Genomic DNA, 24,349 nt, shown 5'->3' on the forward strand with positions numbered 1-24,349 from the left:
TCACCTGCCCCCGGCTCCGGGGGCTTTTTTTGTCACAAATGCTGTCGGAGAAACGCCACCGTCGCATCCAGCGCTTCCGGCGTGATGCGGTGGCGAACGCCTGCCTGCCATTCGCAGGTCAGCTTTTCATCCAGCCCGGCCTGACGCAGCGCCTGCTGCAAGCGGAACGTTTCTGCCGCCGGGACGATGTCATCCTCCTCTCCGTGCCACAGGAACAAAGGCTTCGCGGCAAGTTTTTCCAGCTGATGGGTGACGTCCCACTCGGCGAGCGCCTTCGGAAACTCAGGCGAGGGAAAGAGCGTGCGGGAGAGCGACATAAAATAGCCCGAGCCCATCAGGCTGGCGGCACATTTGATTTCCGGGTGATGCGTCATGATCCCCAGCGCCGTCATCGCTCCCATTGATGCCCCGGCAACGGCCAGCCGCCCTTCCGCCAGCCAGCCTTGCTCAACAATAGCCTCGCGCAGCGACCCAAACTCCTGACAGCCGCGCAGCAAAATCGGCCAGAAGTGCTGCAGCCGTGCGCCAGCATCGCCAGTAAATCGTGAGCCGTGCTCGGGCGCATCCGGCATAATGACGCGAAAGCCAGCCTGAGCCAGCGCCACGGCAAAATAGCTGTAAACCAGCTTCGAGGAGGTAAAGCCATGATAAAAGACGACACAGGGCAATGACGCCTGCGCTTTTCCCTGGGGATAGGCATGCAGGACTTCAACGTCGGCCAGCTTGCGCACTTCAAGTTCAATCATTTATCTTCTCCTTCTTTTATGCTGGTATGACACGCAGCGATTTCACGCGCAAGTTTGCTCCACGTTCAGCGCGCTAAATGTTGCGACGTGGATTACGCTTTTACGATAATTTCATTCGAAAATCGCGCCGAAGATAACAGTTCGGGAACATTCCCCCTAAAGGCAAATTATTAATCACTACACTCATGATTATCAGGAAACGGGATATGGCTATGCGACGTTTTACGCCACTGCTTCTGGCGCTGTTGTTAGGCGGATGTAGCGTTCTTCAGGGCACCCCTGAGGCACCACCGCCGAAAACCGATCGCCCGCAGGAAATCCAGAAAAACCAGACGGAAGGCCTGCAAAAGATCGGCACGGTCAGCACCATGATATACGGCTCTCCGATGGATGTTGAAGCCGATATCAAGGCGAAAGTGACCGCCGCCAAAGCGGACTACTACGTGATCGTCATGATTGATGACACCATGGTTCCGGGGCAATGGTATTCACAGGCGATAATGTATCGCAAACCCTAAGCGGTGATTATTTAGCCAGATTTACATTGCTTTTCAGCCATTCACGTTTCCCGATGCACAATGGCGTCATGCCGATTTACGATGGGATGACTGCCGCGATGGATTGCCCTGGGCTACCTCGGGTTACGTGAAATGGAGCTGACGACGATGAAACATGCCTTTTCTTTAGGATTTTCAAGCACCACGGCGCAGTCTGCGGAGTTTGCCAGCGCCGATTGTGTTACCGGACTGAACGAAATCGGTCTGATTTCCGTCAACAATATTTCTGGCACGCTCCAGGACGTCGAATACGTTATCGCCCGCAAAGCCGATGAGCAAGGGGCCAGCTGGTACCGTATTATCCAAATGTATGAAGAGCAGCACGCCGATAACTGGCGCGTACAGGCCATTCTTTATGCATAATCCCTTCCGACAAAACCCCTTAAAATTAGTGGTTTTCTGTTTTTGCAAATGATTTATCCGTTTATAAACGTATTAAAAACAATTGAATGACATTTTTTTACATTAAACGGATAAATGTTCTCTCCGCTCTGCCGTTGAACAGCCACAACTTTTCAATGATGAGCAATTTATGATCACTGTTTTCCACCGGGCAGGTCTGGGCACCAGGCTATCGCTGCTAACGGGCGCGAGCGTTGCCTCGCTTTTTTTGCTGTTCACTTTCCTGCTCAGCCACAAAGCCAGCCAGCAGCTTGAAGATTTAGCGGTTGAAGACCTGCATAACCAGTCCACCGGCATGGTGGATATGGTGCAGATGTTCAACACCAGCCTGAGCGAAGAGGTCGAAAGCTATACCCGTCTGTTCACCACCTATTTGCCGCAGCCACTCACCAGGGACAGCAGCCAGAGCCGGACCATTAACGGACTCAACGTTCCTCTGCTGAAGGGCGGCGAAACAGAGTTACATGAAAATAATACGCTTTCTGATGACTTCCTGAGCCGGACGGGAGCCATCTCCACGCTGTTCGTCCGCAGCGGCAATGACTTTATCCGCGTAGCCACTTCGCTGCGCAAAGAGAATGGCGATCGCGCGATCGGGACCCTGCTCGACACCACCAGCCCGGCGTTCGCGTCTGCAACCAAAGGGGAAGTCTATCGTGGTCTGGCCCTGCTGTTCGGCAAGCGCTACATCACGCAATACCAGCCCGTGAAGGATGCGGCAGGACAGGTTATCGGGATCATCTTTGTCGGCGTGGACATCACCCATTCGTGGAACGTCATGCGCGAGAAAATCCTTAACCGTCGTCTGGGCGAGAGCGGCCACTTCTTTGTACTGGACCGCAGCAACGGCAAAACGCGCGGACAGTACCTGTTCCACACAAGCGAAGAGGGCAAATTGCCTACCTGGGACCAGGCAACACAGCAGCAGCTTCTGAGCGTTAAGCCTGGCACGCTGGAGCGCAAGAGCCCGGATGGCCGGACGCTAAAAGTCGCCTATACGCCGCTACCGGGCTGGAACTGGACCATCGTCGGTGAAGTGGACAAAGCCGTACTGCTTTCAAACGTCACAACCCTGCGCGATCGCTTCCTGATGGCGGGCGTAGTGCTGTCCGCGCTCTTCGCGGGACTGTTCGTTATTATCATTCGCCGGATGCTGACCCGCCCGCTGCGCTCGGTGATCGACCTTGCCAACCAGTATGCTGCGGGCGATCTTCGCTCCAGCCTGCCGGTCACGCGTCAGGATGAAGTCGGCCAGTTGATTGGTGCCATTAACGGTATCGGGGGCGGTCTGCAAAAAATTGTATTGCAGGTCCGCGAGGCCGCCAGCGAAATCCATCTGGGGACGAACGCGCTGGCTTCAGACACCGGTGAGATCTCGGAGCAGATCAACAAGCAGGCCAGCAGCGTTGAGGAGACTTCTGCGAGCATGGAGCAATTAGCGGCGACCGTACAGCACAATGCCGACAACATGGAACAAACTCAGCAACTGGTGGGAGAAACCTCACGCGCGGTGCATCAGGGTGGCGAGACGGTCACTCACGCAGTCTCCACCATGGATGATATTCGCGCCGCATCGAAACGCATCGAAGATATCACCCGCGTGATTGAGTCCATCGCTTTCCAGACTAATATTCTGGCGCTTAATGCGGCGGTTGAAGCAGCGCGAGCGGGGGAGCATGGCAAAGGTTTCGCGGTGGTGGCGCAGGAAGTTCGCGCCCTGGCGGCACGCAGCGCCAATGCGGTGAAAGAGATTGAGCAGTTGATTGGCGACACGCTGAAAAAGGTGAGCGAAGGGCATGCGTTGTCTGAACAGACGCGCATGGCGATGGATTCCATTACTGTTCATATCGATAACATCAGCCAACTTGTTACCGGGATCAATCACGCGTCCCGCGAGCAGTCAGTGGGAATTGGTCAGGTGAATCTGGCGATGACGCACATTGGTGAGGCATCGCACATCAACGCCGACAGAGTCTCGCGCAGCGAGCAAACCGCGCAAACGCTGCGTGAGAAGGGATCGCACCTCACCCGTCTGGTGAGTCTGTTCCAGTTGAAGCCTTAACCGACTCTGCCCGTGGCACGCAGCAGCAGGTCATTCTGTACCGACTCGCTCATCAGCGTGCCGCCTCGGGTATCCAGCATCATGCGGCACCACGCCTGCGCTACGGGCGGCGATGCGTGCCGCAGCATCTGACTTCCGGCGCACAGTAAAAAGAGCTGCTGCGCGATCTCCCTGCCCTGCGCTTCCTGCGGTTTATTCAGCTTCTGCTGTAACTGCCGCCAGCTGCGATCGAAGTGCCTGTCCAGGCCTTTCACCTGCGCAAAATCATCCGCGAGCAGGTCGTGAATGCCCGGCTGCTTCGCCAGCACACGCAGAACGTCCAGGCACATGATATTGCCTGAGCCTTCCCAGATACTGTTCACCGGCATTTCACGGTACAGGCGCGGCAGCTCGTTATCTTCGCAATACCCCACGCCACCGAGCACCTCCATCGCTTCGGCCACAAACGGGATTCCCGCTTTGCACACCCCGAATTTGGCCGTGGGTGTGAACAGGCGCGCCCATAATGCCGATTCCGGCGACGAGCGGTTATCCCACGCCCGGGCCAGGCGGAACAGAAACGCAGTCTGCCCTTCCAGCTGCAGAGCCATCCGGCTGAGCACATGGCGCATCAGCGGTTGCTCGATAAGCAGCTTGCCGAATGCCTGCCTCTGGTGAGCATGATAAAGCGCCACCGAAAGCGCCCGACGCATCAGGCCATGGCTCCCCAGCGCACAGTCAAAACGCGTCAGGCCGCCCATCTTCAGGATCAATCGGATGCCTTCGCCTTCTTCTCCCAGCAGCCAGCCGGTGGCATCGGTAAATTCCACTTCGCTGCTGGCATTCGAGCGGTTGCCTAACTTATCTTTCAGGCGCTCCATCCTGACGGCATTGCGCTGCCCGTCAGGCAAAAAGCGTGGAACAAAAAAGCACGAAAGTCCCCCTTTTGCCTGGGCCAGGACCAGGTGCGCATCGCTTTGTGGCACCGAGAAAAACCATTTATGCCCCACCAGCCGGTACATATCGCCGTCGATTTTCTCTGCACGGGTGGTGTTGCTGAGCACATCTGAGCCGCCCTGTTTTTCCGTCATCCCCATGCCAATCAGCAGACCACGCTTCTGACTTCCGGGCAGCAGATGAGAGTCATAACGATCGCTCATCAGCGGCGTCAGCCACTCGGCAAAAGGCTTCGGCATCAATTGCTGCAACAGCGGAGCAGCAGCGAAGGTCATGGTTACCGGGCAAAGGGTGCCCGCTTCCACCTGAGCATGAAGCGTAAAACGTGCAGCGCGAGCCACGAACGACCCGGCCCTTGCCTGCTCTTCCCAGGCAAGATTATGCACCCGGTTGGCGCACAGCCCCTGCATCAGCAGATGCCAGGCAGGATGAAAACGCACGTCGTCCAGACGCTCGCCCGTCACGTCATAGCGCAGCAGCTCCGGCGGATTCAGGTTCGCCAGTCGCCCAAGCTCCAGCGATTCCGCCGCACCGAGCTGCTGCCCGATGCTTGCCAGCAAGTCACCATCCCAGCCAGCACCTTCCCGTAACACGGCCTCTCGCAACGCGGTATCCGAGAGAAAAAGGTTGCTGTTATTGAGCGGCAGTGGCTGGTTGAACACGGTATGGGTTTGCCAGGGCATGTTGTCTCCTTCGGGCATCAACATCAGCGGTAAGTATGGTCAGCACACAGTGAGTCTGCCCGTGAAAGCGTGGACAAAAAATATTCTGCCGAAGCTTCGTGAAGCGCATCACAGCCATAAGAATTTTAAATTTTCTTATGTTTTATGTGTGGAATAATTTATTCACACGTTAATGCGATGTTTACAACGGGACAGTTTATGCAAACAGGGTCAGTGGCAACGGCGGCGCACAAACGTGCGCTGATTGCCGGTTCGATTGGCAACTTTATCGAATGGTATGAGTTTGCCGTGTACGGTTTTCTGGCAACGGTTATCGCCAAAAACTTCTTTCAGCTGGCGGGAGAAGCCCCGCTCACCAGCCTTATCCTCACCTATGCAGCCTTCGCGGTGGCGTTTTTCTTCCGCCCGCTGGGGGCGGTTGTCTTTGGTCGTATTGGCGATCGCATCGGGCGTAAACCCACGCTGATTCTGGTGTTGGTGATGATGACCCTTGCCACGACGACGATTGGCCTCGTGCCGGTTTATGCCTCCATTGGCGTGGCCGCCCCGCTGCTGCTGACCGCACTGCGCATCCTGCAAGGCCTGTTTGCCGGTGGGGAATACGGCGGCGCGGTTTCGCTGATGACGGAGTTTGCCCCGCGCGGTAAACGCGGCCTGTACGGCGCATGGCAGTCCTTCACCGTCGCGCTAGGTCTGCTGGCTGGTGCCGGGATCGTCGCACTGATGTCTGCCCTGCTGACGCCGGAAGCCATGCTTGACTGGGGCTGGCGCGTCCCGTTCTTCTTAGCGCTGCCGATGGGGGCCATCGCGCTCTGGCTGCGCATGCATATGGAAGAGACGCCGAGCTTTGTGCGCCAGCAGAAAACCAGCACGCCTGCGGTCAAGGCGGGCCTCAGTGGCACATTTAAAGCGATCGTGACTGGTATTGGCCGACTGATGGTGTGGTCCGCAGCCGGGTACACCTACCTGGTGATTATGCCTTCGTATCTGCAATCGGCGCTGCATACCGGTTTTAACCAGGCGCTGCTGATTGCCGTTATCTCCAATATTGGCTTTGCCGCCACCATTCTGCCGTCGGGAATGCTGAGCGACAAAATTGGCCGTCGGAAGGTGATGGTGCTCGCTGCTGTTCTGCTGCTGGTACTGGCCCTACCGCTGCTGAAAGTTTTGCAGGCGGAGTCCAGCACGCTGCTGGTGAAGGCTTTAGTGGTATTCGTTGCGGGAGGGCTGGTGGGAATGCTGGCAGGCCCGGGGCCAGCGATGCTGTCAGAGATGTTCCCGACCAAAGTGCGTTACACCGGGCTTGGTCTGGCGTATTCGCTGTCGAACGCCATTTTCTCCGGATGCGCAGGGCTGATTATCACCGGGCTGATTAAGCAGACGGGTAATCTTGATATCCCGGCTTATTACGTGATGGCCACGGCGGTGGTGAGTATTTTCGCGCTGATGACGCTGAGGAAAGATGACCATTTGCGGTCACTGGATGAGTAAAATGATGTGCCGGGTGGCGGCTTCGCCTGACCCGGCCTACGATTTGTAGGCCCGGTAAGCGCAGCGCCACCGGGCAAATCAGATTCAGCTACGCTGACGCACGGCCTCGAACAGGCAGATGCCCGTCGCAACAGAAACGTTCAGCGATGACACGCTACCCGCCATCGGGATGCTGATCAGCTCATCGCAGTGTTCACGCGTCAGGCGACGCATGCCTTCACCTTCAGCGCCCATCACCAGCGCCATACGGCCCGTCATTTTGCTCTGATACAGAGTGTGGTCGGCTTCGCCAGCGGTGCCCACAATCCAGATATTCTCTTCCTGCAGCAGACGCATGGTGCGCGCGAGGTTGGTCACGCGGATCAGCGGCACGCTTTCGGCTGCGCCACAGGCCACTTTCTTCGCCGTTGCATTCAGCTGGGCGGAGCGATCGCGTGGAACAATTACAGCGTGAACACCTGCCGCGTCCGCGCTACGCAGGCATGCGCCGAGGTTGTGCGGATCGGTAACGCCGTCCAGGATCAGCAGGAACGGGTTGTCTAACTGAGCCAGCAGATCCGGCAGATCGTTTTCCTGATACTGACGGCCCTCTTTCACACGGGCAATGATTCCCTGATGCACGGCGCCTTCACTCTTTTCGTCAAGGAACTGGCGGTTCGCAACCTGGATCACCACACCCTGCGCTTCCAGCGCGTGGATCAGCGGCAGCAGACGTTTGTCCTCGCGGCCTTTCAGAATAAAGACTTCCTGAAAACGTTCCGGAGCGCGCTCCAGCAGGGCCTGCACCGCGTGGATGCCGTAAATCATTTCACTCATGAAGGGTACTCGTTACCTGTTAGTTCAAATATGGTTTTCCCCTCTCCCACAGAGAGAGGGAACAGCCCTGAGCTTCGTTCTGGAAAGCTCGCTGCATATATTCCCCCTCTCCCTGGGGGAGAGGAGCTTATCTCTTACTCTGCCGCCGGCTTCTTCGTTGCGCGCTTCGCTTTGGTGGCGGCGGCAATTTTAAGCGTTTTTTCCGACGGTTTTTTGGCTTTTTTGCTGGCCGCCTCTTTCTTCAGCGCTTTCGACTTAGGGGCCTTTGGCTTTTTCCCGGGGCCATTTTCGCCCCGGAAGGCACTGTCTGGCTCGAAGTTAGCCTTTTTCCCTGCATCACGGCGCTTACCGCCAGGTTTACCACCTGCGGGTTTTTTCGCTTTCTCACGGGCGGTTTTGCCGACGTTACGCGGGCCACGCTCGCTGGAGATCAGCGAGAAGTCGATTTTCCGCTCGTCCATATTCACGGCTTCAACCTTCACTTCCACGCGATCGCCCAAACGATAGGTCTGGCCGCCGGATTCGCCAATCAGACGCTGGCCAATCTGGTCAAAGCGGTAGTAGTCGTTGTCCAGCGACGACACGTGTACCAGTCCGTCAATAAACAGATCGTTGAGGCGCACGAAGAAGCCGAAGCCCGTCACGCTGGCAATCACGCCGGAGAACACGTTGCCGACCTGATCCTGCATGAAGTCGCACTTCAGCCAGTCGGAGACTTCACGGGTGGCTTCGTCAGCACGGCGTTCGGTCATCGAACAGTGCTGACCCAGCTGCAGCATCTCTTCCATGCTGTAGTGCCAGCCGCCGGTATCCGTTGAGTTGCCTTTGTGCCCTTCATCTTTCGCCAGCAGATATTTGATGGCGCGGTGCAGAGTCAGGTCCGGGTAACGGCGGATTGGTGAAGTGAAGTGGGCGTAGGACTGAAGCGCCAGGCCAAAGTGGCCGCGGTTTTCCGGATCGTACACCGCTTGCTTCATTGAGCGCAGCAGCATGGTTTGCAGCATTTCTGCATCCGGACGATCGGCAACAGACTCCAGCAGCTTCGCATAGTCGCGCGGCTCCGGTTTGCTGCCGCCTGGCAGCTCAAGGCCCAGCTCAGCAAGCACCGTGCGGAAGGAGGTGATCGCTTCTTCGGTCGGCTTGTCGTGAATACGGAACAGCGCAGGCTCATTCTCTTTCTCGACGAAGCGCGCCGCCGAGATATTCGCGAGGATCATGCACTCTTCGATAAGCTTGTGTGCATCATTACGCTGAGTTTGCTCAATGCGTTCAATGCGGCGTTCGGCATTGAAGATAAACTTCGCCTCTTCGCTCTCAAACGAGATCCCACCGCGTTCGTCGCGAGAAGCATCCAGCACTTTATAGAGGTTATGCAGCTCTTCGATGTGCTTCACCAGCGGCGCATACTGCTCGCGCAGATCCTGATCGCCCTGCAGCATATGCCAGACTTTGTTGTAGGTCAGACGCGCATGGGAGCTCATTACCGCTTCGTAGAACGTGTAGCTCGTCAGGCGGCCCTTCGCCGAGATGGTCATTTCGCAGACCATACACAGGCGATCAACCTGCGGGTTCAGCGAGCACAGGCCGTTGGAAAGCACTTCCGGCAGCATCGGCACGACCTGCGACGGGAAGTAGACCGAGGTGCCGCGGTTGCGGGCTTCGGTATCCAGCGGCGTTGGCGGACGAACGTAATAGCTGACGTCAGCAATGGCCACCCACAGGCGCCAGCCGCCGCCGCGTTTCTTCTCACAGAAAACGGCGTCATCGAAGTCGCGGGCGTCTTCACCATCGATGGTGACCAGCGGTAAATCACGCAGATCTACGCGGCCGATTTTCGCCTCTTCCGGTACCTGCTCTTTCAGGTTCGCAATCTGCTTTTCAACTTCAGGCGGCCAGACGTACGGAATTTCATGAGTGCGCAGCGCCATGTCCACTGCCATGCCGGTGCCCATGTTGTCGCCGAGCACTTCCACGATTTTACCGATAGCTTTGGTGCGACGGGTCGGGCGCTGGGTGAGTTCAACCACCACTACAAAGCCCATTCGTGCGCCCATTAACTCTTCCGGCGGAATGAGGATGTCGAAGCTCAGACGGCTGTCGTCCGGCACCACGAAGCCGATACCGGCGTCGGTAAAGTAACGGCCAACAATTTGCCCGGTTCTTGGCTCCAGCACGCGCACGATGCGCGCTTCGCGGCGACCTTTACGATCGGCCCCCAGCGGTTGTGCCAGCACCAGATCGCCGTGCATGCACATTTTCATCTGCTCTGATGAAAGGTAGAGATCGTCTTTGCGCCCTTCAACGCGCAGGAAGCCAAAGCCATCGCGGTGGCCAATGACTTTGCCTTTGAGCAGATCGAGACGCTCCGGCAGCGCGTAGCACTGACGGCGGGTAAAAACGAGTTGCCCGTCGCGCTCCATGGCGCGCAGGCGGCGACGCAGGGCTTCCTGCTGCTCTTCACCTTCGATTTTCAGTTCGATTGCCAGCTCATCACGGCTGACCGGTTTTTCGCGTTGGGTGATGAAATCGAGGATAAATTCCCGGCTTGGGATAGGGTTCGCGTATTTTTCGGCTTCGCGTTGCTGGAAAGGATCTTGTGACATAGCGGTTCCTCCGTTGTCAGCTCCGGTGAAGTGACGGGTCACTCCACCAGCAATAATTTATAAAGTGGTTGATTCTCTTCAACCAAATCGGCCAGCGTGTAGTTATCCAGCTCCTTGAGAAAACTGTTCACGGCCTGAGAAAGTGCCTGTTTCAAACGACAGGCGGGCGTTATATGGCAAAACTCGCTGCTGCAGTTCACAAGCGTTAGCGGCTCAAGTTCACGAACCACATCGCCAATAACAATACTTTGGGCTGGTTTACCCAGGCGAATACCGCCGTTTTTTCCTCGCACGGCGTCAACAAAGCCTGCACGACTTAACTGGTTGATAATTTTAACCATATGATTACGGGACACGCCATACACCTCTGTCACCTCAGAGATACTGGTCATTCGGCCGTCCGGCAGCGATGCCATATAGATTAGCGCACGCAATCCGTAATCGGTGAAACTCGTTAACTGCACATCAACCTCAAAGCGGGAAAAAACGGGGTGTTATTACCATTGATGATAAACCAGCCAGCCAGGTAGCGGTTAATTAATTTAAGCGGGGAAGGCGGAAAGCGGGAACAAAGGGGCGCAAAGAGTGCGCCCCTGACATGATTATGCGTCGAACGGGTCGCGCAGGATCATGGTTTCGGTACGGTCCGGACCGGTTGAGATAATATCAATCGGTACGCCGGTCAGTTCTTCGATACGTTTGATGTAGTCCAGCGCCGCCTGAGGCAGGCCGCTGTGGGTTTTCACGCCAAAGGTGGTTTCAGACCAGCCCGGCATGGACTCATAAATCGGCTCGATGCCTTCCCAGTCGTCGGCAGCCAGCGGCGTGGTGGTCACTTCGCGGCCATCCGGCATACGGTAACCGACGCAGATTTTCACCTCTTTCAGGCCGTCCAGCACGTCCAGCTTGGTCAGGCAGAAGCCAGAGAGGGAGTTAATCTGCACGGCGCGGCGAACCGCAACAGCATCCAGCCAACCACAACGACGACGACGACCGGTGGTCGCACCAAACTCATTACCCTGCTTGCAGAGGAACTCGCCGGTTTCGTCGAACAGCTCAGTCGGGAATGGACCTGCGCCAACGCGGGTGGAGTAGGCTTTGATGATGCCCAGGACGTAGTCCACATAACGCGGGCCCAGGCCGGAGCCGGTCGCCACGCCACCTGCGGTGGTGTTAGAGGAGGTTACGTACGGATAGGTACCGTGGTCGATGTCCAGCAGCGTGCCCTGGGCACCTTCGAACATCACGAAATCACCACGCTGACGCGCCTGATCCAGCAGGTCGGAAACATCAACAACCATCGCGGTCAGAATGTCAGCAACGGCCATCACGTCATCCAGCACTTTCTGGAAATCAACCGCTTCGGCTTTGTAGAAGTTCACCAGCTGGAAGTTGTGATATTCCATCACTTCTTTCAGTTTTTCGGCGAAGGTCGCTTTGTCGAACAGGTCGCCAACGCGCAGGCCACGACGGGCCACTTTATCTTCATAAGCAGGACCGATACCACGACCGGTGGTACCGATAGCTTTGGCGCCGCGCGCTTTTTCACGAGCCACGTCGAGCGCGACATGGTAATCAAGGATTAGCGGGCAGGCTTCGGAGAGCAGCAGACGTTCGCGGACCGGGATACCACGGTCTTCCAGTTCTTTCATCTCTTTCATCAGCGCAGCAGGCGACAGCACAACGCCGTTACCGATGATGCTGGTCACGTTGTCACGAAGAATGCCTGATGGAATAAGATGGAGGACGGTTTTTTCACCGTTGATTACGAGAGTATGGCCTGCGTTGTGACCGCCCTGGTAGCGTACAACATATTTAGCCCGTTCAGTCAGAAGATCGACGATCTTCCCTTTACCTTCGTCACCCCATTGGGTGCCCAGTACGACGACGTTGTTACCCATTTTTCAAAATCACCGTTTGCTTAAAAATGGATTCTACCATCGGTTTCGATGATGACCAGCACTTTTTGCATCCTGGAAATGATGATTCCGCCGTTTTTTTACTCAGCCAATCGTTTTCGTCAACATGTAGTAGATCACCACGCCTGCGACCACAAGACCACCACCAAAACGACGAAGAAGGTGATCCGGCAACTGTGAAAGCGCCGCCACCATTTTGCGCCATGCCTGAGGATAGAGCATCGGCCCGAGGCCTTCGAGCACCAGAACCAGCGCGAGCGCCAGCCAGATTGTTGAATTCATGGTTCATCCTGATAAAAGAAAACCACCGCAGGTGCGGTGGTTTTTTCAAAGCGTTACGGTGATATTAACGCACCGTGCTGCTCGGCGTCTTCATGTAGCGGAAGAAATCGCTATCCGGGCTCAGCACCATCACGTCCTGATTGCTTTCAAAGCTGTTCTCGTAAGCACGCAGGCTACGGATGAACGCGTAGAAATCTGGATCCTGGCTGAAGGCATCGGCGAACAGTTTTGCGGCCTCTGCATCGCCTTCACCGCGCATGATACGACCCTGACGCTCGGACTCTGCCAGCGTTTTGGTCACTTCATAGTCGGCTGCCGCACGCAGTTTTTCCGCTTCTTCCTGACCCTGTGAACGGTGGCGACGGGCTACCGCTTCACGCTCGGCGCGCATACGGTTGTAAATCGCTTCCGACACTTCCGCCGGCAGGTTGATCTGCTTGATGCGAACATCAACCACTTCAATACCTAACGCCGCCATACTGTTCGGGTTGATTACCGGCACTTTGCCGTTGGTTTCTGCGACTACGCGCTCTGCAGCTTCAGCGATAGCGCTGTCTGCTGCTGGTGTGGCGACTTCGTCATCGCCGCCGGAGCTCCCGGAGTTCAGGGCATCGCGCACTTCGATAGTCAGACGACCACGAGAATCAGTGACGATGTCTTTCACATCCAGGCGACCAATTTCAGAACGCAGACGGTCAGAGAACTTACGTTTCAGCAGCACTTCGGCCTGGGAGACGTCGCCGCCGCCAGTTGCCAGATAGTAACGGCTGAAGTCACTGATGCGCCACTTGATGTAAGAGTCAACGATCAGGTCTTTCTTCTCTTTGGTCACAAAGCGATCGGCCTGGTTGTCCATGGTCTGAATGCGCGCATCCAGCGTTTTAACCGATTCAATAAACGGCACTTTAAAGTGCAGGCCCGGCGCATACACCAGCGGTTTGTTTTCATCGTCACGAACGACTTTACCAAATCGCAGGGTGATACCACGCTCGCCCTCTTTCACCACAAAGACTGAAGCGTAGAGGCCGACCAGCACGATGATAATTACTGCAATGACTGACTTACGCATCGTTATTCCCCCTGACGCTGGTAGTCGTTACGCTGTGCGTTAGCACGGCGTTGGTCCATGATATCGGCATCGCTTGTGGCCGGCGTGTTGCTGTTGCTGCTGGCATTGCCAGAGTTCGAGGCAGGCGGCAGGCGCAACAGGCTGTTGGCACCACTGCTGTCACTCTTTTTTGCCGGGGCAGCACCACCTTTCAGCATCTGGTCGAGCGGCAGCACCATCAGGTTGCCTCCCTTATCGTTGACCAATACTTTACGGGTGTGGCTCAGCACTTTCTCCATGGTTTCGATATACAGACGCTCACGGGTAATTTGCGGGGCAGCTTTGTACTCAGGCAGAATTTTCGCGAAACGCGCGACTTCACCCTGAGCTTCCAGCACGGTTTGAGTCTTGTACGCACGCGCCTCTTCGAGGATACGCTGCGCCTGACCGTTCGCACGCGGCTGAACTTCGTTGGTGTAGGCTTCAGCTTCGCGGATGTACTGCTGTTCGTTTTCACGAGCGGCAATGGCATCATCAAACGCGGCTTTCACTTCTTCCGGCGGACGCGCGGTCTGGAAGTTGACGTCCAGCAGGGTGATACCCATGTTGTAAGGACGAATGGTCTCTTCCAGTTCACGCTGGGTATCGCTACGAATAACGGTACGGCCTTCGGTCAGAATACGGTCCATGGTGTATTTGCCGATCACGCCACGCAGGGCGCTGTCGGTCGCCTGACGCAGGCTGTCATCCGGGCTGGTCACGCTGAACAGGTATTTCTGCGGATCGGTGATACGGTACTGCACGTTCATTTCTACGCGCACTACGTTTTCATCAGAAGTCAGCATCACGCCGGAAGCGGCCAGTTCACGCACGGCTTCCACGTTAACCGGGGTGACATCATCAACAAACGTCGGCTTCCAGTTCAGACCTGGCTCAACCAGATGGCTGAATTTACCGAAGCGAGTGACCACGCCGCGTTCTGCTTCTTTGATGGTATAGAAACCACTGGCAGCCCAGAAGATAACGACCGCTGCGGCAGCAATGCCGACGATGCGTCCGCCCATCGGCGCACGTGGTCCCTGAGAAGAAGAGTTGTTACTGCCGCCGCCTGAGCCGCCTTTACCCCCGCCCAGACCACCGAGCTTTTTGCTCAGCTTGCGGAAGATATCATCCAGATCAGGAGGCCCCTGATCGCGACCACCTTTGTTTCCATTTCCCCCAGAGTTGCCGCCTTGATTATTGCTGCTTCCCCACGGGTCGCGGTCCTGTCCGTTATTACCGGGCTGATTCCACGCCATGTATATGCTCCATATTTGTTATGCGGTGTATGCCCGGGCTACCGGGCATAAAGGCGAATAATCTTCAGGCCAACTGGCTCTCAGACAACATAGTCTGTCAGCGCAGGTTCTTGCTTACAGAGGCGACGCCAGTCGACTATCGGCATCCTGACTTCAAGACCGACGCTACCGTCATCCTCCATCCACTCTTTTTCTATCGCCTGAAGCTGATAAAAACGACTTCTGAGACGCCCCTCCTGCGGCGGTAAGCGCAGCGTATGCTGAGCCACCTCACCGGAAAGCCGTTCCGTTAAAGCCTGGAAAAGCAGTGGTACACCGACACCGGTCTGGGCAGAAAGCCAGACCCGAATCGGTTTGTTTTCATCGTCCCTGTCGATACGCGGCTCGAAATCGTCCAGCATATCTATCTTGTTCATCACCAGCAGCGTCGGGATCTCGTCGGCTTCGATTTCATCGAGCACAACATTCACTGCATCAATGTTTTCCTGCAAACGCACGTCAGCGGCGTCAATCACATGCAGCAGCAGCGTCGCCTGACGCGTTTCCTGCAAAGTCGCCTTAAACGCCGCCACTAAATCATGTGGTAAATGGCGAATAAAGCCGACGGTGTCCGCCAGCACGGTTTCACCCACGTCTGCGACGTTAATGCGGCGCAGAGTCGGGTCGAGCGTGGCGAACAGCTGGTCCGCCGCGTAAACATCGGCTTCAGTAATCTGATTAAACAGCGTCGACTTCCCGGCGTTGGTGTAACCCACCAGCGACACGGTCGGAATATCGGCTTTGGTTCGCGAACGACGACCCTGTTCGCGCTGCTTCTCAACTCTCTCCAGACGGGAGAGAATTTGCATAATACGGTTGCGCAGCAAGCGACGGTCGGTTTCGAGCTGGGTTTCACCCGGGCCACGCAAACCAATCCCGCCCTTCTGGCGCTCAAGGTGGGTCCAGCCGCGCACCAGGCGCGTCGCCAGATGGCGCAGCTGCGCCAGCTCAACCTGCAGTTTCCCTTCATGGGTACGCGCACGCTGAGCAAAAATATCGAGAATAAGACCGGTACGATCGATAACCCTGCACTCGCACAAACGCTCCAGGTTTCGCTCCTGGGCCGGACTTAATGCATGGTCGAACAAGACAACGGAGGCCCCCGTTGCTTTCACGGCTTCCGCAATTTCGACAGCCTTACCTTCACCAACAAAATACTTTGGGTGCGGCGCTTTACGGCTACCGGTAATCACCTGCATTGCTTCGACACCGGCGGAAGAGACCAGGGATTCGAACTCCTGAAGGTCTTCCATATCTTTGTCTTGCGAAAAATAGATGTGTACCAGCACCGCCTGCTCACCGGCGTCATAACGGTCAAACAAGCGAAATATCTCCTAAAAGACCAGCGGGGAACCGAAAAAACGGGCTCCCCGACATGGAAAAACAGCCATCAACCTTATTCGGTTTCTTCGCTGTCTTGTGGCGCAGAAGAAGACTGCGCGTTGCTACCGTGATGGTAGTTACTACCAGTACCGCCGCCCGCGTTGTTGCTATGATGAGAGACCGGACGAGACGGAACTACCGTAGAAATTGCGTGCTTATAGACCATCTGGCTGACCGTGTTTTTCAACAGGATCACGAACTGATCGAAAGACTCAATTTGACCTTGCAGCTTAATACCATTCACCAAATAAATAGAAACCGGAACGCGTTCCCGACGCAGTGCGTTCAGAAACGGATCTTGTAAAGATTGCCCCTTAGCCATTCTCTTTTCCTTATATGCTTGTTATACCCACGGTTTTCAGGGTGTTACCCACAAACTTCGGGCTTGTACTTAGAACCTTTCGATTCTGAAAAATTGCGCACGATACGTCTTAATTTTACACGTTCAGCCCAGGCCCGCATCAACAACCTTTAACACATCGTTGAACGCCTGTTCAGGTTGCTCACTGTCTAACCAGTGAACCCCTTCCCAACCGCGCAACCAGGTCACCTGACGCTTGGCCAACTGTCTCGTGGCGCAAATACCTCTATAAACCATTTCATCATATGAGATTTCACCTTCAAGGTATGACCACATCTGGCGGTATCCCACACAACGAACGGAAGGCATATCCGTATGCAAATCACCACGGGCAAAAAGCGCCCGTACTTCTGCTTCAAAACCTGAAGCCAACATCTGATGAAAACGCTGCTCAATGCGTTGATGGAGCAGTTCACGGCTCGCCGGGGCGATAGCGAACTGATGCACCTTGTACGGCAGAGCGTCTCCTGACGTTTGCGTCAGTTCCGTTAAAGTTTTACCCGAAATGAAAAAAACTTCCAGTGCCCGGGAAAGTCTTTGCGGATCATTTGGATGAATACGCGCACCGGCAACCGGATCAATTTCCAGAAGTTGCTGATGCAAGGCATTCCATCCCTGCTCTGCTGCCTGTTGCTCAATTCTGGCCCTGACGGCCGGGTCAGCCGACGGTAAGGGCGACAAACCTTCCAACAACGCTTTGAAATATAACATTGTACCGCCCACCAGCAGCGGAATTCTGCCAGCGGCGGTGATTTCGGCCATCTCGGCCAGCGCATCGCGGCGGAAATCCGCGGCGGAGTACGCCTGCACCGGATCGCGAATATCCAGTAACCGATGAGGGGCCAGGGCCAGCTCACGGGCATCCGGCTTCGCGGTGCCGATATCCATCCCCTGATAAATAAGGGCGGAATCCACGCTAATCAACTCAACGGGCAAAACTTTACGCAGCTCAATCGCCAGCGCGGTTTTACCTGAGGCCGTTGGCCCCATCAAAAAAATGGCCTGGGGCAGGCTCTGTGTTACGTCACTCATGTTTAAGGGCATTCATCGCCGTAAGCAAATCAACGGGTTGTAACAGGCCACCCGGCGGCGCTTTCACCAACTGCGGACAAAGGCGTTCTAAGTCCGTCAGCAGGGCAATCGCCTGCGCCATATTCCACTGCGCATGTTCGCTTGCAAGATTACGCGCTAACCACTGCGCCAGCGTCACCGCATCGAACGTCGATTGCTGCGCGAGGTAGCCTATCAGTTCAGGAATCAAGATTTGTAAATTTTGTTGTCTTAAGGGTAAAGGCACCGCTCGCACCGTCACATGCTGCGCTTCTGATTGAATTTCAACGCCTAATTGCCCTAAAACGGGTAAGGATTTAGCCAGCGCAGCCTGCTCATCAGCGCTGACCTTTAAACGCAGAGGGATCAGTAAAGGCTGAGCGCACACCGGGGAATTTTCCGGCGAGAGCTGCGCCTGCTTCAGCCAGCGTTCTGCCACCGGCAGCGCCATAAGGCTCAGCTGACCGTCACGTTCCAGCAGCGCGCGGTCGGCCGCGATAATTGTCAGCACACGACCAAAGCTGTTGCTGTGTCCGGACAAACTTTCCGGCGCGGCAGGCATAATGGGCTTGCGCTCTGCGACCGGCGTCTCCAGCAGTTGCTTGTACAACGCCCCTTGCTGCTTCTGGTAACCCGGCTGCGCATTTGGCCAGCTCTCATTGCGCGAACTGCCGCCTGAAGATGCGCTGTAGCGCGGTGCGGCGGGTTCGCGGGCAACGGCAGGTTCAGCGAAATGGTTACGCCCGGCAGCCACGCGGTTTTCAGGCAATGCACGCGGGGCGGGTTCTGCAACCTCTTCCATCAGCGGCAATGGCGAATCCATCTGCTGCTGCAGCACGCTCAGCACGCCCTGATAGATAAAATCATGCACCAGACGGGACTGATGAAAACGCACTTCATGCTTCGCCGGATGCACGTTCACATCGACCTGATGCGGATCGATGGTCAGATACAGCACGAACGCGGGCTGTTCTCCGGCACCGAGTTTATCTTCGCAGGCCTGACGAATCGCGTGATTGATAAGCCTGTCACGCATCATACGGCCATTCACATAGCAGTACTGAATTTCGGCCAGCTGTGCATTACTGTGTTTCGGATCGGCCACCCAGCCGTGTAAAGCCAGGTCACCATGCTGCCATTCAATCGCCAGCGCGTGCTCCACAAATGGCGTGCCGCAAATGGCTGCAAGACGGCGTTCTTTCTGACCGCCTTCCGCCACCGCGCGATACTGCCGCACCGCTTTGCCGTTGTGATTCAGGTTGATGGTGACGTCAAACCGCGCCAGCGCAATGCGGCGAATGACTTCGTCGATGTGGCTGAACTCGGTTTTCTCGGTGCGCATAAACTTGCGGCGTGCCGGAGTGTTGTAAAACAGATCCAGCACTTCAAGCGTGGTGCCAACGGGATGCGCCGCAGGTTTGACGGTCACATCCATATCGCGCCCTTCGGCGTAGGCCTGCCAGGCTTCAGGCTGCTCAGCCACGCGGGAGGTTAGCGTCAGGCGGGAAACGGAGCTGATACTGGCGAGCGCTTCACCGCGAAAGCCGAGGCTGATAATCGCCTCAAGGTCATCGAGTGAAGCGATCTTACTGGTGGCGTGACGGGCCAGCGCCAGCGCCAGCTCGTCTTTTTTGATGCCGCAGCCGTTGTCACGAATGCGAATAAGCTTTGCGCCGCCGCGTTCGATATCAATATCAATGCGGGTCGCACCCGCATCAAGGCTGTTTTCAACCAGCTCTTTCACTACCGATGCAGGCCGCTCCACCACTTCGCCAGCGGCAATCTGGTTCGCAAGCTGTGGGGGCAAAACCTGTATCGGCATGAAGCACTCCTTAGTTAATTAACGTTCCGTTCGGGCCAGCGGCGCTGGCCGTCTGCGAGGCCTCACCACGCGGCCCGCTTTGTAACGGATGATCCTCAAAGTACTTCCGCAAACCGTTATAAATCGCTTCGGCAATCTGCTGCTGATAGCTGTCGCTGCCGAGCAGACGCTCTTCGCCGCCATTGCTGATAAAGCCGGTTTCAACGAGGATCGACGGAATATCTGGCGAACGCAAAACGCCGAGGCTCGCGTGTTCCGGACGGCGTTTGTGAATATTGCCGACGCGCTGCAGCTGGCTCAGAACATCCACCGCCACATCATACCCGACGCGCTGGGAATGGCCGAACTGTAAATCCAGCACCGCCTGGCTCAGATACGGATCGGCCTGGCTGTTCGCCAGTACGTCGCCCGCGCCGCCGAGCAGCTCAGACTGTTTCTCGTGCTGCTCCAGCCAGCCCGCCATTTCGCTGTTGGCGCGACGGTTAGAAAGCACCCACACTGAAGCCCCTGTCGCATCGCGGTTTGGTGCAGCGTCCGCATGAATGGAGACCAGGAAGTTAGCGTTCTGCTTACGCGCCACATCTGAACGGCCCATCACGGAGATAAAGTAATCGCCATCGCGGGTCAGCACGCCTTTAAACATCGGGTCATCGTTCAGCAGGCCGCGCAGCTTGCGGGCAATCGAAATGGTGACGTTCTTCTCTTTGGTGCCGCCGGGGCCAATTGCGCCAGGATCCTGGCCGCCGTGACCGGCATCAATGGCGATAATAACCTTATCTCCGCTGACGCTGGCAGGACGTGCTCTTGCCGCCGGACGCGTTTCCGTATTGCTGCTGGTCGCGCTGGTGATGCGGTCATTTTGCGATTTGAACGGGTTACGCGCAGGTTCAACAGGACGAGGGGCTGCTGCGATAACGGGCGCTTCCACACGTTTTGCCACCACAGGTGGAGGCGGTGGTGGAGGCGGCTCATCGGCATTGATGGTGAAGATAACGAGGTAGTTCGCGCCATTTTGCTGCTTTACGGCGCGGGTTTTGCCGTCGCCGGTCAAGTCGACCACGAGGCGTAAGGATTGATCGTCCTTCGGCGTACCTGAACGAATGCTTTTCACCAGGTTGTTGCCGCTGAAATTAAGCGGTAATCCCTGAATCACGCCGCTTTGTTTGATATCCAGCGCGACGCTGCGTTTTCCCTGCTGCGAGAAGGCGTAATCAGGATCGCCCATAAAACTGAACGTAATGCGGGCCTGCTTATCTCCATTGGAGACCTGGATATCGGATAAGCTTGCCGCCGTCGCCTGCAGGCAAAAAAGCATCAGGCTTGCCACCAACCAACTTTTAACGCGATAAATCATCCCGTCATCCCTCAGGTTAACTGGCTAAGCGTGCCAGTAAAGACTCACCCAGTGAGGAGACTGCCGTCACGCGCGCCTCTCGCCCTTGCGCCTGGTACTCGAGGTGAATTTCGACATCCGGTTCAGGCAGCACACCCGCGCCCTGTTGCGGCCACTCCACCAGGCAGATGGCATTGTCAGCGAAATAATCACGGATCCCCATGAATTCGAGCTCCTCAGGATCCGCAAGGCGGTACAAATCGAAGTGGTAAACCATCAGATTGTCGAGCGTGTAGGGCTCAACCAGGGTGTAAGTCGGGCTTTTAACGTTGCCTTTGTGACCCAGCGCCTGCAAAAAGCCGCGGCTGAACGTGGTTTTTCCGGCACCCAAATCACCGTAGAGATAAATGACGGTCGCGCCCGTGCATGCCCCGGCAATACGATTGCCGAGATCTAACGTGGCCTGCTCATGGGGTAAGGGAATCACTCGATTTATCATGGTTTACGTCAATCACATCCGGGTTAACAACACGCTGAAGCGTGAAAAAAAGATCGGTGGCAAGCATGCCACGTGTTCCGTAACGGGCGGCAAGTTCGTCCGCCGCTGCGCCGTGTGCGACACAGCCCGCGCAGGCAGCATCATACGGCGAGAGGTGCTGGCCTAGCAACGAGCCGATAATACCGGAAAGCACATCGCCCATTCCGCCGCTAGCCATGCCCGCGTTGCCGGCATCGACAATGGCGATCCCCTGTACTTCATCGGCAATCACCGTGCCCGCCCCTTTCAGCACCGCAACACCGCCATACCGTTTTACCAGACGTTGCGCAGAAAGTAAGCGATCGCGTTCAATTTCCGCCACGCTGCAGTTCAGCAACCTGGCCGCTTCGCCGGGGTGCGGTGTCAGGATGCGATTGTGACGTTTATCCGGATTGATTGCCAGAATGTTAAGCGCATCGGCATCCCAGAGCATCGGCTTTCTGACGTTTTCCACTTTGCGCAGCGCCTGCTTGCCCCAGGCCTGCTGCCCAAGGCCCGGACCGATGACGATAACGTCTGCCCACTCAAGGCTCTCATCCAGAGTTTGCGGCGTGAGTTCGTGCACCATCAGTTCAGGACGTGCGGTCACAATCGGTACGATGTTTTCAGCGCGGGTTAGGACCCGTACCAGCCCGGCTCCCGCCCGAAGCGCCGCCTCCCCCGCCATGCGAATTGCGCCAGCGGTGCCATGATCGCCACCGATAATCACCAACTTGCCGTGGTCGCCTTTGTGCGAAGTGGGACGGCGCGGCGGCAGCCATTGCGCCAGCTGGCTGGCATCTATGCGCTGAAGATCCGTGGACTGCGTTGCCAGCCAGGCCTCAAGGCCCAGCGCGTGATGATGCAGAATGCCTGTTACGTCGCGAGCCTTGCCGGTCAATAAGCCAGGCTTCAGCGCGATGAACGTGATGGTGTGAGTGGCACGGATTGCCGCTCCCGGCGTGGCTCCGGTATCGGCGAGCAGGCCGGAAGGGATATCCAGCGCAACGATCGGGGCAGGATGGCGGTTTGCTTCAGCAATGAGCGTAGCTATCGGTTCGCGGGGCGCGCTGCTGCTGCCGGTGCCGAGCAGCGCATCAATTATCAGACCCACATCCTCAGGCCAGGCGGTATCCGCGGCATGAATAACGCCGCCCGCATTCAGCCAGGCCTCACGTGCTTCAGTGGCTTCTTCAGGAAGGGGTTTTTCGCTTTCAACAGCCAGCAAAGTGACATCAATACCGGCGGCCTGCGCCAGACGCGCAACCACATAACCATCGCCGCCGTTATTGCCGTGGCCGCAAAGGACAAGCCAGTGCGTTGTTGCAGGGTAATTGTCACGCGCGAGCCGGAAAGCCGCTTCGCCCGCGCGCAGCATAAGTTCGTAGAGTGTTAATCCGAGCGCGTCAGCGGCCTCAATTTCAGCGCGACGAAGGTCATCCGCAGACCAGAGGGTGTGTGGTATACTTGCGGGGTTTCTCGTCATTGTATGGTCCGTCATGTCACAGCCCCTCGATCTCAATCAATTAGCGCAAAACATCAAGCAGTGGGGCAGCGAACTGGGCTTTCAGCACGTCGGCATCACCGATACCGACCTCAGCGCCAGTGAACCCAAACTGCAGGCATGGCTGGACAAACAGTACCACGGCGAGATGGAGTGGATGGCGCGCCACGGTATGCTGCGCGCCCGCCCTCACGAACTGCTGCCCGGTACGCTGCGCGTCATCAGCGTGCGGATGAACTATCTGCCCGCCAACGCGGCGTTTGCCAGCACCCTGAAAAATCCGTCGCTCGGTTACGTCAGCCGTTATGCCCTCGGGCGTGATTATCATAAGCTGCTGCGTAATCGCCTTAAAAAGTTGGGCGACAAAATTCAGGAGCAGTGTGCCTCGCTGAATTTTAGACCTTTTGTCGATTCCGCGCCCGTTCTGGAGCGCCCGATTGCGGAAAAAGCGGGGCTCGGCTGGACAGGTAAGCACTCACTTATTCTCAGCCGCGACGCGGGCTCCTTCTTCTTCCTCGGCGAACTGTTGATAGACCTGGCGTTACCCATTGATAAACCAGTGGAAGAAAACTGCGGCCGCTGCGTTGCCTGTATGACCATTTGCCCGACAGGGGCGATTGTGGAGCCTTATACTGTCGATGCACGCCGCTGCATTTCCTACCTGACAATTGAACTTGAAGGCGCAATTCCGGAAGAGTTTCGTCCGCTGATGGGGAATCGAATTTACGGCTGCGATGACTGCCAGCTGATTTGCCCGTGGAATCGCTACTCGCAGTTGACGGTAGAAGATGACTTCAGCCCGCGTAAGGCTTTGCACGCCCCGGAACTCATCGAACTGTTCGCCTGGAGCGAAGCCTACTTTCTGAAAGTGACCGAAGGATCGCCCATTCGTCGTATCGGCCACCTGCGCTGGCTGCGAAATATCAGCGTGGCACTGGGCAATGCGCCGTGGGATGAGCGTAATTTGCAGGCGCTGGAAAGCCGTCGGGGTGAGCACCCACTTCTCGATGAACACATATCCTGGGCGATTGCGCAGCAAATTGAGAAGCGAAATGCCTGCGTCGTGGAAGTCCAGCTGCCGCAAAAGCAACGTCTGGTCCGGGTGATTGAAAAAGGCCTGCCGAGGGATGCGTAATTCATTCACAGGGTGTGAATAAAAATAAAAACGCATTCAAATTCAAGGGTGAAAAAAACGTCAAGCGATCGCGCTAACAGTTTGAAATCTATTTTTATCTTTATAAATCAATAGATTAAAAAGATATCATTCACATCTTGAAGCATTTTTGATTTTGAGACAGCATCGGAGATCTGTGGATAAGTCTGTTTACAAGAGTGTGGCAGGGAAAATAAAAATCGTCCCCAGCGCGGTGATTCGCTGTGGATAAAAAGAGAGATTTAAAAATTTGGAGCGGGAAACGAGACTCGAACTCGCGACCCCGACCTTGGCAAGGTCGTGCTCTACCAACTGAGCTATTCCCGCTTGGGTGGTGCGTATCT

21 protein-coding genes and 1 tRNA gene are annotated in these 24,349 nt (G+C 56.3%); 5 read left to right on the top strand and 17 right to left on the bottom strand.

The genetic code is table 11. The annotated features are described in order from the left end of the window. Positions 1 to 32: 32 nt before the first annotated feature. The gene (gene yjfP, locus CRO87_RS09740) at positions 33 to 746 is read right to left on the bottom strand and encodes an esterase (RefSeq protein WP_097162722.1); all 714 of its coding nucleotides are present in this window, start codon (positions 744 to 746) and stop codon (positions 33 to 35) included. 206 nt (positions 747 to 952) lie between these two features. Between yjfP and bsmA the strand changes: the two genes are divergently transcribed. The 3 genes from bsmA (at position 953) to CRO87_RS09755 (ending at position 3,767) form a co-directional block, all read left to right on the top strand. Further along, positions 953 to 1,264, top strand: a complete 312-nt coding sequence (gene bsmA, locus CRO87_RS09745) for a biofilm peroxide resistance protein BsmA (RefSeq protein WP_255252504.1) — start codon at positions 953 to 955, stop codon at positions 1,262 to 1,264. A gap of 132 nt (positions 1,265 to 1,396) precedes the next feature. Continuing rightward, positions 1,397 to 1,666, top strand: coding sequence for a DUF1471 family protease activator YjfN (gene yjfN / locus CRO87_RS09750; RefSeq protein WP_097162724.1), 270 nt, complete (start codon positions 1,397 to 1,399; stop codon positions 1,664 to 1,666). Positions 1,667 to 1,835: 169 nt separating this feature from the next. Beyond that, positions 1,836 to 3,767 carry a methyl-accepting chemotaxis protein gene (locus CRO87_RS09755; protein ID WP_097162725.1) on the top strand — a complete coding sequence of 644 codons (1,932 nt, stop codon included), beginning with the start codon at positions 1,836 to 1,838 and terminating at the stop codon, positions 3,765 to 3,767. Here the strand turns inward: CRO87_RS09755 and CRO87_RS09760 are convergent. Then, on the bottom strand, positions 3,764 to 5,386 hold the full coding sequence (locus CRO87_RS09760; RefSeq protein WP_097162726.1) for an isovaleryl-CoA dehydrogenase: 1,623 nt from the start codon (positions 5,384 to 5,386) through the stop codon (positions 3,764 to 3,766). The genes CRO87_RS09755 and CRO87_RS09760 overlap by 4 nt on opposite strands. Positions 5,387 to 5,584: 198 nt before the next feature. Between CRO87_RS09760 and CRO87_RS09765 the strand changes: the two genes are divergently transcribed. Next, positions 5,585 to 6,877, top strand: coding sequence for an MFS transporter (locus tag CRO87_RS09765; RefSeq protein WP_097162727.1), 1,293 nt, complete (start codon positions 5,585 to 5,587; stop codon positions 6,875 to 6,877). Between the two features lie 84 nt (positions 6,878 to 6,961). Here CRO87_RS09765 and rlmB read toward each other — a convergent pair whose 3' ends face one another. From rlmB to nnr, 14 genes are all read right to left on the bottom strand, one after another. After that, positions 6,962 to 7,693 carry a 23S rRNA (guanosine(2251)-2'-O)-methyltransferase RlmB gene (rlmB, locus tag CRO87_RS09770; protein ID WP_097162728.1) on the bottom strand — a complete coding sequence of 244 codons (732 nt, stop codon included), beginning with the start codon at positions 7,691 to 7,693 and terminating at the stop codon, positions 6,962 to 6,964. Between the two features lie 134 nt (positions 7,694 to 7,827). Further along, a complete protein-coding gene (gene rnr, locus CRO87_RS09775; RefSeq protein WP_097162729.1) occupies positions 7,828 to 10,296 on the bottom strand; it encodes a ribonuclease R in 2,469 nt (822 codons plus the stop codon). A gap of 38 nt (positions 10,297 to 10,334) precedes the next feature. Beyond that, positions 10,335 to 10,760, bottom strand: a complete 426-nt coding sequence (gene nsrR, locus CRO87_RS09780; RefSeq protein WP_097162730.1) for a nitric oxide-sensing transcriptional repressor NsrR — start codon at positions 10,758 to 10,760, stop codon at positions 10,335 to 10,337. A gap of 138 nt (positions 10,761 to 10,898) precedes the next feature. Then, positions 10,899 to 12,197 carry an adenylosuccinate synthase gene (locus CRO87_RS09785; RefSeq protein ID WP_097162731.1) on the bottom strand — a complete coding sequence of 433 codons (1,299 nt, stop codon included), beginning with the start codon at positions 12,195 to 12,197 and terminating at the stop codon, positions 10,899 to 10,901. A gap of 102 nt (positions 12,198 to 12,299) precedes the next feature. Next, positions 12,300 to 12,497, bottom strand: coding sequence for a DUF2065 family protein (locus tag CRO87_RS09790; RefSeq protein ID WP_097162732.1), 198 nt, complete (start codon positions 12,495 to 12,497; stop codon positions 12,300 to 12,302). 64 nt (positions 12,498 to 12,561) lie between these two features. Then, complete coding sequence (gene hflC, locus CRO87_RS09795) at positions 12,562 to 13,566, bottom strand: protease modulator HflC (RefSeq protein ID WP_097162733.1); 1,005 nt, start codon at positions 13,564 to 13,566, stop codon at positions 12,562 to 12,564. A gap of 2 nt (positions 13,567 to 13,568) precedes the next feature. Then, entirely contained in the window at positions 13,569 to 14,843 is a 1,275-nt protein-coding gene (gene hflK, locus CRO87_RS09800; protein ID WP_097162734.1) for an FtsH protease activity modulator HflK, read from the bottom strand. Positions 14,844 to 14,923: 80 nt separating this feature from the next. Next, positions 14,924 to 16,204: a ribosome rescue GTPase HflX gene (hflX, locus tag CRO87_RS09805; protein WP_097162735.1), complete on the bottom strand. Its 1,281-nt coding sequence runs from the start codon at positions 16,202 to 16,204 to the stop codon at positions 14,924 to 14,926. Positions 16,205 to 16,278: 74 nt separating this feature from the next. Next, positions 16,279 to 16,587 carry an RNA chaperone Hfq gene (hfq, locus tag CRO87_RS09810; RefSeq protein ID WP_097162736.1) on the bottom strand — a complete coding sequence of 103 codons (309 nt, stop codon included), beginning with the start codon at positions 16,585 to 16,587 and terminating at the stop codon, positions 16,279 to 16,281. A 123-nt stretch (positions 16,588 to 16,710) separates the two neighbouring features. Continuing rightward, complete coding sequence (gene miaA, locus CRO87_RS09815) at positions 16,711 to 17,658, bottom strand: tRNA (adenosine(37)-N6)-dimethylallyltransferase MiaA (protein ID WP_097162737.1); 948 nt, start codon at positions 17,656 to 17,658, stop codon at positions 16,711 to 16,713. Beyond that, entirely contained in the window at positions 17,651 to 19,498 is a 1,848-nt protein-coding gene (mutL, locus tag CRO87_RS09820) for a DNA mismatch repair endonuclease MutL (protein WP_097162738.1), read from the bottom strand. Before mutL ends, miaA begins: the two co-directional genes overlap by 8 nt. A 10-nt stretch (positions 19,499 to 19,508) precedes the next feature. Continuing rightward, complete coding sequence (gene amiB / locus CRO87_RS09825) at positions 19,509 to 20,852, bottom strand: N-acetylmuramoyl-L-alanine amidase AmiB (protein ID WP_097162739.1); 1,344 nt, start codon at positions 20,850 to 20,852, stop codon at positions 19,509 to 19,511. 16 nt (positions 20,853 to 20,868) lie between these two features. After that, positions 20,869 to 21,330 carry a tRNA (adenosine(37)-N6)-threonylcarbamoyltransferase complex ATPase subunit type 1 TsaE gene (gene tsaE / locus CRO87_RS09830; protein WP_097162740.1) on the bottom strand — a complete coding sequence of 154 codons (462 nt, stop codon included), beginning with the start codon at positions 21,328 to 21,330 and terminating at the stop codon, positions 20,869 to 20,871. Further along, positions 21,299 to 22,849 carry a bifunctional ADP-dependent NAD(P)H-hydrate dehydratase/NAD(P)H-hydrate epimerase gene (nnr, locus tag CRO87_RS09835; protein WP_097162741.1) on the bottom strand — a complete coding sequence of 517 codons (1,551 nt, stop codon included), beginning with the start codon at positions 22,847 to 22,849 and terminating at the stop codon, positions 21,299 to 21,301. Before nnr ends, tsaE begins: the two co-directional genes overlap by 32 nt. Between nnr and queG the strand changes: the two genes are divergently transcribed. Beyond that, a complete protein-coding gene (gene queG / locus CRO87_RS09840; RefSeq protein ID WP_097162742.1) occupies positions 22,848 to 23,987 on the top strand; it encodes a tRNA epoxyqueuosine(34) reductase QueG in 1,140 nt (379 codons plus the stop codon). The genes nnr and queG overlap by 2 nt on opposite strands. 269 nt (positions 23,988 to 24,256) lie before the next feature. Here queG and CRO87_RS09845 read toward each other — a convergent pair. Beyond that, positions 24,257 to 24,332, bottom strand: a tRNA-Gly gene (locus CRO87_RS09845). Between the last annotated feature and the right edge of the window lie 17 nt (positions 24,333 to 24,349).

Origin of the sequence: Enterobacter sp. CC120223-11 (assembly GCF_900215375.1) — a bacterium.
Classification (GTDB): Bacteria; Pseudomonadota; Gammaproteobacteria; order Enterobacterales; family Enterobacteriaceae; genus Scandinavium.

Coding starts and splice junctions, on each gene's coding strand:
- CRO87_RS09790 (WP_097162732.1), bottom strand. CDS start 12,497: ATGAATTCAACAATCTGGCTGGCGCTCGCGCTGGTTCTGGTGCTCGAA.
- hflC (WP_097162733.1), bottom strand. CDS start 13,566: ATGCGTAAGTCAGTCATTGCAGTAATTATCATCGTGCTGGTCGGCCTC.
- bsmA (WP_255252504.1), top strand. CDS start 953: ATGGCTATGCGACGTTTTACGCCACTGCTTCTGGCGCTGTTGTTAGGC.
- amiB (WP_097162739.1), bottom strand. CDS start 20,852: ATGATTTATCGCGTTAAAAGTTGGTTGGTGGCAAGCCTGATGCTTTTT.
- CRO87_RS09785 (WP_097162731.1), bottom strand. CDS start 12,197: ATGGGTAACAACGTCGTCGTACTGGGCACCCAATGGGGTGACGAAGGT.
- mutL (WP_097162738.1), bottom strand. CDS start 19,498: ATGCCGATACAGGTTTTGCCCCCACAGCTTGCGAACCAGATTGCCGCT.
- yjfN (WP_097162724.1), top strand. CDS start 1,397: ATGGAGCTGACGACGATGAAACATGCCTTTTCTTTAGGATTTTCAAGC.
- hflK (WP_097162734.1), bottom strand. CDS start 14,843: ATGGCGTGGAATCAGCCCGGTAATAACGGACAGGACCGCGACCCGTGG.
- CRO87_RS09765 (WP_097162727.1), top strand. CDS start 5,585: ATGCAAACAGGGTCAGTGGCAACGGCGGCGCACAAACGTGCGCTGATT.
- yjfP (WP_097162722.1), bottom strand. CDS start 746: ATGATTGAACTTGAAGTGCGCAAGCTGGCCGACGTTGAAGTCCTGCAT.
- nnr (WP_097162741.1), bottom strand. CDS start 22,849: ATGACGGACCATACAATGACGAGAAACCCCGCAAGTATACCACACACC.
- rlmB (WP_097162728.1), bottom strand. CDS start 7,693: ATGAGTGAAATGATTTACGGCATCCACGCGGTGCAGGCCCTGCTGGAG.
- hfq (WP_097162736.1), bottom strand. CDS start 16,587: ATGGCTAAGGGGCAATCTTTACAAGATCCGTTTCTGAACGCACTGCGT.
- CRO87_RS09755 (WP_097162725.1), top strand. CDS start 1,836: ATGATCACTGTTTTCCACCGGGCAGGTCTGGGCACCAGGCTATCGCTG.
- CRO87_RS09760 (WP_097162726.1), bottom strand. CDS start 5,386: ATGCCCTGGCAAACCCATACCGTGTTCAACCAGCCACTGCCGCTCAAT.
- miaA (WP_097162737.1), bottom strand. CDS start 17,658: ATGAGTGACGTAACACAGAGCCTGCCCCAGGCCATTTTTTTGATGGGG.
- tsaE (WP_097162740.1), bottom strand. CDS start 21,330: ATGATAAATCGAGTGATTCCCTTACCCCATGAGCAGGCCACGTTAGAT.
- queG (WP_097162742.1), top strand. CDS start 22,848: ATGTCACAGCCCCTCGATCTCAATCAATTAGCGCAAAACATCAAGCAG.
- rnr (WP_097162729.1), bottom strand. CDS start 10,296: ATGTCACAAGATCCTTTCCAGCAACGCGAAGCCGAAAAATACGCGAAC.